Raw genomic sequence first — 9,467 nt, 5'->3', positions numbered from 1 at the left:
TCTTTTTTTAGAAATTATTTAAGTAATCAAGTAATAATTGGAGCTCTTTGATTTCTTCTTTTAGCTTTTTACCGATGGTTGTGTCTGCTACGCATTTTCGCTCAAGAGGGCGGTCAACCAGTCGTTTGATTGAAAGGATGTCGTCATGCTCTTCTATAACCTGTTTTACAGAAGAAAAAGGTTTATGAGCAACAAGTTGCATTCCATAAGAATTATATAAAAGAGTGTAGCCGGCTAAACCAGTTGTTTTTTGATAAGGTTTTGAAAAACCACCATCAATAACAATGAGTTTACCATTAGCTTTAATTGGATTTTCTCCGTTTAATTCCTTGATTGGAGTATGCCCGTTAATTAAATGGCCATCTTCTCCAGTTAATCCGAATTCTTTTAAAATATTTTGAATCGTATCTTCGTTTTCTCTTAATTTATAATAGCTATTTTTTTTCTCGACATGTGTCTCTTTTTCTTTAATGAAATATCGTTCAAATGTCGTCATTTCTTTTTTTCCAAAAAGAGAAGAACACTCTCCAGACCATAAATACCATAAAATGTCAGTTTCATAATCTGTTGACAAGTGAGGTGTCTGATAGGCTTTTCTAAGAGAATACTCGAAATAATCTAGTAAATTTTTACCTTTGTACTCTTTTCCGTTAAGAATGATTGATTGGAAAGAGCCATCTTGATTTAGAGGGACGCAGCCGTGAATCAATAAATTTTCATTATAAACAAGATACATACTGCCCTTTTCAAGTAAAAATTTAGTATGACGCTTTAATTTTTCAGACCAAATAAAATTATGTAGTAAACGTTCAATAACCTCTTCTTCCTCAATCGTTAGTTTTTCTGGTTGAGTAGGGTCAACAGTAGTGAAACAAGTGTCATGTAAGTCGTAAGTTTCCCCTTTAATCTCAAGTTGGTTTGTTTCTAAATTGGTTTTACTTAAAAGTTGTCTGTGATTCATTTCGAATTCCGGTCGTCGAAGAACAAGTTGTTCTTCCAATTTAAATTGTAAAATGGCAGCGGCCTGGTGAATCTTAGTTGTTTCTAAAATTTCTTCTTGACGGCAAGTATCACCGACCTCTATCTTTGGTCGAAAAGCAGGATTATCATTGTAGTACTTTTCGGCGTAAGTTAACAAAGGACGTAAGTTAATGCCGTAAGTATCTTCAATGATTGACAGATTATTATAACGAGCAGAAATTCGAATGGTGTTCATCATACAAATAGCAGATCCTGCAGCAGCACCAATCCAAATAATGTCATGATTTCCCCACTGAATATCAAGGGAATGGTGTGTCATTAGTCTTTCAATAATTTTATCTGGCTCAGGTCCTCGGTCGTAAATGTCTCCGACAACATGCAAATGGTCCACAACAAGTTGTTGTATGGTGTAACACAAATCAATAATTAATTTGTCTCCTTGATTTAAAGAGATAATATTATCGATGATTTGGTGATAATAGTTTTCTTTATCTGTTTGATAGTCGTTTTGGAAAAGTAGTTCTTCAATAACATATGAAAAACGGATTGGTAATGTTTTTCGTAGTTTAGAACGTGTGTATTTTGAAGATGAAAAACGAATGAGTTGAATCAAATGGTCAATTGTTTTTTTGTACCATTCAGCGTTGTGTTCATTTTGTGTTAGTTTAAGTCTTTTTTCAGGATAATAAATTAAAGTTGCTAATTTCTGTTGCTCATCAAAACTTAATGTTTGGTGAAAAAGTTCTTTAATCTTTTCCTTAATATTACCAGAGCCATTTCTCAATATGTGTTGAAATGCGTTGTATTCTCCGTGTAAATCACTAACAAAATGTTCGGTTCCTTTAGGTAAGTTTAATATAGCTTTAAGATTAATGATTTCGCTTACAATTTCTTCTGAAGAGTTGAATTTCGAACTTAATAAGTCTAAATATTTATCTTTTTTCATAATTTTATAAATATACCTTTTCCTTTTTTTAAAGCTATGATAGGACATAATTCAAGTTAAGTCAAATCTATACCAATTTAGTATTTGTTTTTGTACAAAAAACTTTGTATAATCAACGATGATAACAAAAGGAAGGATAGAATGATGAGAAATGAAATGATGCATCGTCCGGTTTTAAAGGATGAAATTTTAGATTTAGTTAGAAATAGACAACGACAAATGGATGGATTGTTAGGAGAAATTCAGCAACAAGCGTATACAGATGATGTGCCTATTATCCCTAATGAGACAGCAACTTTTTTAAGGTTTTTCTTAAAACAGATTCAAGCAAAGAAAGTACTAGAGATTGGAACGGCTATTGGTTTTTCTGCAAGTTTAATGGCGCAAGCTATGGGAGAAAACGGACACGTAACAACAATTGATCGGTTTGATGTCATGATTAGAAAAGCAAAATTAACCTTTGAAAAAATGGGACTAACAGAGCAAGTAACTCTTATTGAAGGAGACGCTAAAGAAGTGCTACCCACATTAGAAGGCACTTATGATTTTATTTTTATGGACAGTGCTAAATCTAAATACATTGAGTTTTTACCTGAGTGTTTAAGATTATTAAAGGTAAATGGTGTGATAATGATTGACGATGTTTTTCAAGCAGGAACGGTCATGCACGATGTAAAGGAAGTACCTAAAAGTCAAAGAACAATTTATCGTAAATTAAATAGCTTGTATGACGCTGTGTTAGCACATCCGGATTTAACAGTGACAATTTTACCTTTAGGTGACGGGGTGTTGATGATTAGTAAAGATGTTGAAAATATTGAAATTTAAAATTAAATAACAAAAAAAGTGAAAGACATTTGTCTTCCACTTTTTTTTATAACGTCGCAGGAGGGATTCGAACCCCCGACCGTTCGCTTAGAAGGCGAATGCTCTATCCAGCTGAGCTACTGCGACATAGTAGCTTTAAGCAACATGAATATCATAATAAACTTTACAAGATTAGTCAACCATAAATTGAAAATATTTTTTATTTTTTTGAGAATCGATATTGGTAAATAAATGCAGAAAGATAAATTTAGATAATAAGATAAATAGTTGTGGATAATACTAGACAAAAAGGTGGTATATGATATATAATCAGTTAAGTGTTAGAGAAAGTTGTGGGAGACTTTCTTATAACTCAAAAGATATTAATTTAGTTAAGGGGAATAAAATTATGGGGAAAATTGATCCACGAGTAGTTAAGACTCGTAAAAAATTAAGACAAGCATTTTTAGATTTGTTAAAAACACGCAAGTTAAGCGAAATGAATATTAAAGATTTAACAAATCAAGCAGGCGTAACTAGAGGAACATTCTATTTACATTACCGTGATAAAGATACTTTTGTAGAAACAATCATGGAAGAAATTATCGAAGACTTTTATGATAATGTCGTTAATTATGTGCCGTTTGAAGAGGACTCTGAAAAAATGATTCCTCAAATAGTCTTAGATAGAGTTTTTGAATATATTGGCGAGTCACCAGAATTCTTTATTACGTTGTTAAAAGAAAATGATGCTGAAGAATATCGCATGTTATTTAGCGATAAATTGTATGACTACATTTTAGAACATGTAAACTATGGTAATTCAATACCAGTTAGAAAAATGCCAAAAGAATTAATTAATAACTTTTTAGTATTTGCTTTATTAGGAATTGCAGATGCATGGGTAATAGAAGGTAAAATTTACGCTAACCATTATATGGCAACAAATGTAGCTAAATTATTCCGTTCAGAATTATTTGTTGAAGTTGGTTTAGAAGACTTCTTCGTGTCGGATGCTGAATAAAAAATGAACACAGGATAGTTCAACTTTATGTTGACCTATCCTTTTTTTTTTGGTATCATATTAATGTTGTATTTGTGTGCACCACATCTACAACCGCACAAAATAAGTATTAAGTTCATATTTTATGGCGCTTATGCTGGCGAGTCTAAGAAAAGAGAAGGAGGTGCGAAACAAACATGTACGCTATTGTAAAAACTGGTGGTAAACAAGTAAAAGTTGAAGTAGGTCAAGCAATTTACGTTGAAAAATTAAACGTAGAAGCTGGCGAAAAAGTTGTGTTTGATGAAGTCATTTTAGTGGGTGGAGAAACAACAAAGATTGGTGCTCCAACTGTTGAAGGTGCAACTGTTGAAGGAACTGTTGAAAAACAAGGAAAACAAAAGAAAGTTGTTACTTACAAATATAAAGCTAAAAAAGATTCACATCGTAAACAAGGTCATCGTCAACCTTACACTAAAGTAATGATCGATGCTATTAACGCTTAATTAAAATTTAGAAAGTTGGTATCTTGATGATCAAGGCTAATTTTAGTAAAAATGAAACAGGGCAAATCGTTTCTTTTGAGATGACTGGTCATGCAAATTTTGCTGAAGAAGGTTCTGATATAGTATGTGCGGCAGCGTCTATTTTGGCGCAAAATACCGTAAATAGTATTGAGGAATTAGCTGGTTATCAACCACTTGTGGATATCGATGATGGTTATTTGTATGTTGAAGTTTTGTCTGATTTGTCAGCAAAACAACAAACAACAACAAATATCTTGATGAATAGTCTATTTATTGGTTTAAGAGATATCGAAAAAGAATATAAACACTATATTCGTGTTAACTAATCTCAAGAGGAGGTGCTTTTTCATGTTGAAAATTAACTTACAATTATTCGCCCATAAAAAAGGTGGCGGTTCTACAACAAACGGACGTGAGTCAGAATCAAAACGTTTAGGTGCTAAACGCGCTGATGGACAAACAGTTTCAGGTGGTTCAATTTTATACCGTCAACGCGGTACTAAAATTTATCCAGGTGTAAACGTTGGCCGTGGTGGAGATGATACTTTGTATGCTAAAGTTGAAGGTGTGGTACGTTTCGAACGTAAAGGCCGCGACAAAACTCAAGTATCTGTTTATCCAGTAGCTAAATAATTATTTTAAAGATAGGCTTAAGCCCTTGTACATCAAGGACTTAGGCTTTTTTTGTTTACTCAGCTATAAATCAGCAAGGTTCATCAATTTCTCGATAGTCTTTTTTGTTACTTCTTTTGTGATGTGAGTGTAAAAGGTTATAGTTGTTTCGTTACTATGGTCAAATCTCGTTTGAACTTTTTTATCGGTGCCTTAGCTTCAAATAATAGTGATATATGAGGATACCTAAAACGTGGATTATCAATTGTGTGTAGTTTACGATAGTCGTTTAGCACGTTGATATAAATATGACTAAGTTTTTTTAATTTTGTTTCTCAGGTAAAGGAATCTGTTCGTTTATATTATTTTAGTAGCTTTATAGTTGCTAGAGTACTATATAAAATTTATTATAAAGGTAATGAAAAAAAGAAGGTGACGAGTATGCGTTTGTGGCATGAGTGTTTGATTAAGAATTTACCAAGGCAGCAATTATTAGGTCAGCATAGGGAATGTTGTGCGTTAAGAGGAAACGGGTGGGGAAAAGCTCATAGTACTGTTAACTATGTATTTGAATATACACCGGTGGAATTGTTTCAGTATCATCAACTGGTTATGAAGGAAATGCATAATCGTGGGTATAAACCTAATGAATTATGGGGAAATTCTTTGTACAGAGGAGAAAATTGTGAACCATATCTAGCGTTACCCGATATATCGGAGTTTAATACACCTATTTACACTGAACATGACGATGAGTACCTAACTGAATGTTTAGCTAATTTACTGGCCAAGAATATTGATTTGCTGTCTTTATACAAATGAATATGATAGCTTTTGGATGGTATAATAAATGCTAATTGAGCGAGTTGCTTTTTTTATTCTATTTTTTTAAAATGAATTGTATAGATTTAAAAATTAGGAAATGGGGCAATTGTGAAATGAAAAGTTTGTTGGAGAGCACTAAAAATACACGTCCGTTATTAAAAAACTCACTAAAACTTATTCGAAGTGATGTTCCTAGTAATTTAAGTGAACGAGAGATTCAATGGCTATTAGATAATAAGATAACTACAATTATTGATTTAAGACAAGAAGATGAGATAAGAGAAAAACGATGTGTTTTGGAAAAAAACAGTAAATTTGCCTATTACAATTTACCTGTTAGAGGAGGAAGTGAAATTCCAGATTCTCCTAATGACGTACCAAAATCATACATAAATATGGTAGATGAGGTAATGTGGAAAATAATTGAACTGGTAGAGAACGCTACTACGAATGTTTTGTATTTTTGCAATGCAGGGAAAGACAGAACTGGAGTAGTCTCTGCTATTTTACTGTTACGTATGAATATAGATAAAAAAGAAATTATAGATGATTATTTTAAATCAGGAATCTACCTAGAGAAAATGTTAAAAGAATATGTTGAGATGAACCCAAGCGTTGATCTTGAAGTTATTACACCGAAAGAAATATATATGGAAACTTTTTTAGAGATGTTAGAAAGGTGAACTATTTCAAAAATAGATTTATTTTGTTTTGTAAGTTCCTTTTGCTATAATGGAGAATGAAAATGGTTGTAGGGAAGGAACATTTAATATGATAGAACGCATTGAAAAATTGAGAGAAAAAATGGCACAAGAAAAAGTAACTTCTTTTCTAATTACAAGTCCGTATAATTTACGTTATTTAACAGGATTTACTGGGACAACAGGAATGGCTGTTATAACAATGGAAAAAGCTTATTTTATTACGGATTTTAGATACACAGAACAAGCAGCAGTGCAATGTGTTGGTTATGATATTATTCAAAATACAGGCCCGATTTTTGACGAGTTGATTGAGTTAATTGATGAAAATAATATTCCTAATATGGCGTTTGAAGAATCACTTGTATCGTTTAAAGAATATGTTAACTTAGAAACATTACTTGAAACAGAATTAGTACCAATTTCAGGTATGATTGAAGAGTTAAGAGAAGTCAAGGATGAGTCAGAAGTTGAAATTATTGAAAAAGCGTGTGAAATCGCAGACAAAGCGTTTCAACACATTTTGACATACATTAAGCCAGGGATGACAGAAATTCAAGTGGCTAATGAATTAGATTTCTTTATGCGCTCGTTGGGAGCTTCAGGTGTATCTTTTGAAACAATTGTGGCAAGTGGTATAAGGTCAGCAATGCCTCATGGTGTGGCAAGTGATAAAGTGATTGAACAAGGTGACTTTATTACTATTGATTTTGGTTGCTACTATAATGGGTATGTTTCTGATATGACACGTACGATTTCTCTAGGAGAACCAAGTGAGAAATTAAAAGAAATTTATGAAATCGTGAAAGACGCTCAACAAAAAGTGTTGGATGTGGCAAAACCAGGCATGTCAGGTGTCGAATTAGATGCTGTAGCAAGAGACTATATTAGTTCAAAAGGTTACGGAGAAGCATTTGGGCATTCAACAGGCCATGGTATTGGTTTGGAAATTCATGAAGGACCTAATGTGTCTCGGTTAGCTGAGAAAAAATTTGTACCAGGAAATGTGATTACGAATGAACCGGGTATTTACTTACCAGGAATTGGTGGAGTTCGTATTGAAGATGATATGTTAGTAACAGATAATGGCATTAAGAGATTGACACATTCTGAAAAAGAGCTTATTATTTTATAGAATGGAAGTATACTAATTTTGTTATAAAAAAATATAACAAAAAAGTGAAAATGAAGTATTAATAAGTGTATTACTGTTAAAACTAGTAACCATTTGTGTGAGGATCATACAAACATGTTAACTGAAGGAGGAAGACAGATGGCAGAAAGTAAGAATTTAGTCCTAAGCAATAATAATCAAGAAATTGGTGGCGAAATTGTTGTTGCTCCTGAGGTATTGGAAGTTATTGTTGGGATTGCAGCGTCAAAAGTTGAAGGAGTTTACGCGATGCGTGGTAATTTAGCGTCAAACGTAACAGAACTTTTTGGTGGATCAGTACATGATAAAGGCGTTTCTTTACGAAATGAAGAAGGTAACATTAAAATTGATTTATTTTGTTACTTAAATTATGGTGTATCTGTGCCAAAAGTGGCAATTGACATGCAAGAAAAAGTAAAACAACAAGTTCTTTACATGACTGATTTAGATTTATCAGAAGTAAACGTACATGTTGTCGGTGTGGTACCAGAAAAAGTAACACTACCGGATTTAGACGAGTTATTTGATTCAGAAGATGAGGAAGAATAAAGTGGATTTGACAAGACATCAGTTAAGGGAAGTAGCATTTCAAGTAAATTTTTCTATGTTGTATAGTGAAGACATGGAAGTAGAAACAGCCATTGAGAATGTTTTAGATCTATATGACACACAAGTTGATCAAGAGATTCCTCAATATGTCACATTAGTTGTAGCAGGTGTGAAAGAGCACCAAGATGAGTTAGACCAAATTATTGAAAAACATTTAAAACGTTGGACAGTAAATCGTATTGCCAAAACAGATTTAGTCATTTTAAGACTAGCTTTGTTTGAAATGTTATACATTTCTGATATTCCAGCAAAAGTATCTTTAAACGAAGCGTTAGAAATAGCCAAAACATTTAGCGATGATGAATCACGCCGCTTTATTAATGGTGTATTGTCATCAGTTATGAACGAAATCGACTCAAGCAATTAGATTTGCTTGGGTTTTTTTGTTTTATTTTCGACACTGCTTGTTTTATGCTAAAATGAGTTTGTATGTGATTACTTTCGGAGGTGTTTTTTTGTGGCAAAAAAATTAGATGGTCGATTATTAGCAGACCAACTACAAGAGAAGTTGAAACAAGAAGTTTCTGAATGGAAACATAAAGGGAAAAGACTTCCAAAATTAGTGGTTATCTTAATCGGAGAAGATGTGGGTAGCCAAGTATATGTGAAAAATAAAGAGGCTGCCGCAAAAAAAATAGGGTTCCATTCTCAAGTAGATAGATTACCCGAGGAGACAACGGAAAAAGAGTTACTAAGACGAATTAAAGAGTACAATGAAGATCAGCAAATTGATGGTATTTTAGTTCAGTTACCATTACCTAAACACATTAATGAAGAGAAAGTCTTGTTAGCTATTGATGCTAAAAAAGATGTTGATGGTTTTCATCCTCTCAACATGGGAAAATTATTCATTGGTGAGCCAGATAAATTACCGTGTACGCCATATGGCATCATGGAGTTGTTAAAGGCAAATAACATTGAAATTGCCGGTAAAAGTGCGGTTGTTATTGGTCGAAGTAATATTGTGGGAAAACCGATGGCGCAATTACTGCTGATGGCAGACGCGACGGTTACTGTAACTCATTCTTACACAAAAAAATTAAAAGAATTAACAAAAAAAGCGGATATTATTATTGTAGCAATCGGTCACGCCGAGTTTTTAACAGCTGACTATATTAAAGAAGGCGCAGTAGTCGTTGACGTAGGGATGAATCGACATTCAGATGGTCACTTAGTAGGGGACGTAAAATATGATGAAGTCAGCCAAAAAGCGTCGTTTATTACGCCAGTACCAGGTGGTGTTGGACCGATGACGATAACCATGTTGATGGAACAGACAGTAAATAATGCAAGATTTGAATAA

At 33.2% G+C, this 9,467-nt stretch carries 12 protein-coding genes, 1 tRNA gene and 1 other annotated feature; of the genes, 11 read left to right on the top strand and 2 right to left on the bottom strand.

Features of this window, described 5'->3' with window-relative positions; genetic code table 11:
• Window positions 1-7: 7 nt before the first annotated feature.
• The gene (locus tag RR554_RS07030) at window positions 8-1,927 is read right to left on the bottom strand and encodes a fructose-1,6-bisphosphatase (protein ID WP_332463784.1); all 1,920 of its coding nucleotides are present in this window, start codon (window positions 1,925-1,927) and stop codon (window positions 8-10) included.
• 144 nt (window positions 1,928-2,071) lie between these two features.
• Here RR554_RS07030 and RR554_RS07025 point away from each other — a divergent pair, with 144 nt between their 5' ends.
• A complete protein-coding gene (locus RR554_RS07025) occupies window positions 2,072-2,755 on the top strand; it encodes an O-methyltransferase (RefSeq protein WP_332463786.1) in 684 nt (227 codons plus the stop codon).
• A gap of 52 nt (window positions 2,756-2,807) precedes the next feature.
• Here RR554_RS07025 and RR554_RS07020 read toward each other — a convergent pair.
• Window positions 2,808-2,881 (bottom strand) — tRNA-Arg (locus RR554_RS07020).
• A gap of 262 nt (window positions 2,882-3,143) precedes the next feature.
• Between RR554_RS07020 and RR554_RS07015 the strand changes: the two genes are divergently transcribed.
• The 10 genes from RR554_RS07015 (at window position 3,144) to folD (ending at window position 9,467) form a co-directional block, all read left to right on the top strand.
• Window positions 3,144-3,758: a TetR/AcrR family transcriptional regulator gene (locus RR554_RS07015; protein WP_332463783.1), complete on the top strand. Its 615-nt coding sequence runs from the start codon at window positions 3,144-3,146 to the stop codon at window positions 3,756-3,758.
• Window positions 3,759-3,839: 81 nt separating this feature from the next.
• Window positions 3,840-3,915 (top strand) — a sequence feature (ribosomal protein L21 leader region).
• Between the two features lie 19 nt (window positions 3,916-3,934).
• Window positions 3,935-4,243, top strand: a complete 309-nt coding sequence (rplU, locus tag RR554_RS07010) for a 50S ribosomal protein L21 (RefSeq protein ID WP_332463782.1) — start codon at window positions 3,935-3,937, stop codon at window positions 4,241-4,243.
• Window positions 4,244-4,269: 26 nt separating this feature from the next.
• Window positions 4,270-4,590, top strand: a complete 321-nt coding sequence (locus tag RR554_RS07005; RefSeq protein WP_332467693.1) for a ribosomal-processing cysteine protease Prp — start codon at window positions 4,270-4,272, stop codon at window positions 4,588-4,590.
• Window positions 4,591-4,612: 22 nt separating this feature from the next.
• Window positions 4,613-4,897, top strand: coding sequence for a 50S ribosomal protein L27 (gene rpmA / locus RR554_RS07000; protein ID WP_332463780.1), 285 nt, complete (start codon window positions 4,613-4,615; stop codon window positions 4,895-4,897).
• A gap of 420 nt (window positions 4,898-5,317) precedes the next feature.
• Window positions 5,318-5,698 (top strand): TIGR02328 family protein, encoded by a 381-nt coding sequence (locus RR554_RS06995; protein WP_332463779.1) that lies wholly within the window; start codon window positions 5,318-5,320, stop codon window positions 5,696-5,698.
• Between the two features lie 71 nt (window positions 5,699-5,769).
• Window positions 5,770-6,384 (top strand): tyrosine-protein phosphatase, encoded by a 615-nt coding sequence (locus RR554_RS06990; protein WP_332467692.1) that lies wholly within the window; start codon window positions 5,770-5,772, stop codon window positions 6,382-6,384.
• Between the two features lie 88 nt (window positions 6,385-6,472).
• Window positions 6,473-7,537, top strand: a complete 1,065-nt coding sequence (locus RR554_RS06985; RefSeq protein WP_332463777.1) for a M24 family metallopeptidase — start codon at window positions 6,473-6,475, stop codon at window positions 7,535-7,537.
• A 138-nt stretch (window positions 7,538-7,675) separates the two neighbouring features.
• A complete protein-coding gene (locus RR554_RS06980) occupies window positions 7,676-8,104 on the top strand; it encodes an Asp23/Gls24 family envelope stress response protein (RefSeq protein ID WP_332463776.1) in 429 nt (142 codons plus the stop codon).
• Window positions 8,091-8,531: a transcription antitermination factor NusB gene (nusB, locus tag RR554_RS06975; RefSeq protein WP_332463775.1), complete on the top strand. Its 441-nt coding sequence runs from the start codon at window positions 8,091-8,093 to the stop codon at window positions 8,529-8,531. Before RR554_RS06980 ends, nusB begins: the two co-directional genes overlap by 14 nt.
• 90 nt (window positions 8,532-8,621) lie before the next feature.
• Complete coding sequence (gene folD, locus RR554_RS06970) at window positions 8,622-9,467, top strand: bifunctional methylenetetrahydrofolate dehydrogenase/methenyltetrahydrofolate cyclohydrolase FolD (protein ID WP_332463774.1); 846 nt, start codon at window positions 8,622-8,624, stop codon at window positions 9,465-9,467.

It is taken from the genome of Vagococcus sp. (genome assembly GCF_036639995.1).
GTDB lineage: Bacteria > Bacillota > Bacilli > Lactobacillales > Vagococcaceae > Vagococcus.
The sequence above is the reverse complement of the archived record's forward strand: the minus strand, read 5'-3'. Positions and strand labels throughout refer to the sequence as shown.

What these genes read in the sequence shown, in the direction of transcription:
- RR554_RS07015 (WP_332463783.1), top strand. Translation starts at nt 3,144, where the DNA reads ATGGGGAAAATTGATCCACGAGTAGTTAAGACTCGTAAAAAATTAAGA.
- RR554_RS06985 (WP_332463777.1), top strand. Translation starts at nt 6,473, where the DNA reads ATGATAGAACGCATTGAAAAATTGAGAGAAAAAATGGCACAAGAAAAA.
- RR554_RS06990 (WP_332467692.1), top strand. Translation starts at nt 5,770, where the DNA reads ATGAATTGTATAGATTTAAAAATTAGGAAATGGGGCAATTGTGAAATG.
- RR554_RS06995 (WP_332463779.1), top strand. Translation starts at nt 5,318, where the DNA reads ATGCGTTTGTGGCATGAGTGTTTGATTAAGAATTTACCAAGGCAGCAA.
- rplU (WP_332463782.1), top strand. Translation starts at nt 3,935, where the DNA reads ATGTACGCTATTGTAAAAACTGGTGGTAAACAAGTAAAAGTTGAAGTA.
- RR554_RS07005 (WP_332467693.1), top strand. Translation starts at nt 4,270, where the DNA reads ATGATCAAGGCTAATTTTAGTAAAAATGAAACAGGGCAAATCGTTTCT.
- RR554_RS07025 (WP_332463786.1), top strand. Translation starts at nt 2,072, where the DNA reads ATGAGAAATGAAATGATGCATCGTCCGGTTTTAAAGGATGAAATTTTA.
- RR554_RS06980 (WP_332463776.1), top strand. Translation starts at nt 7,676, where the DNA reads ATGGCAGAAAGTAAGAATTTAGTCCTAAGCAATAATAATCAAGAAATT.
- nusB (WP_332463775.1), top strand. Translation starts at nt 8,091, where the DNA reads ATGAGGAAGAATAAAGTGGATTTGACAAGACATCAGTTAAGGGAAGTA.
- rpmA (WP_332463780.1), top strand. Translation starts at nt 4,613, where the DNA reads ATGTTGAAAATTAACTTACAATTATTCGCCCATAAAAAAGGTGGCGGT.
- RR554_RS07030 (WP_332463784.1), bottom strand. Translation starts at nt 1,927, where the DNA reads ATGAAAAAAGATAAATATTTAGACTTATTAAGTTCGAAATTCAACTCT.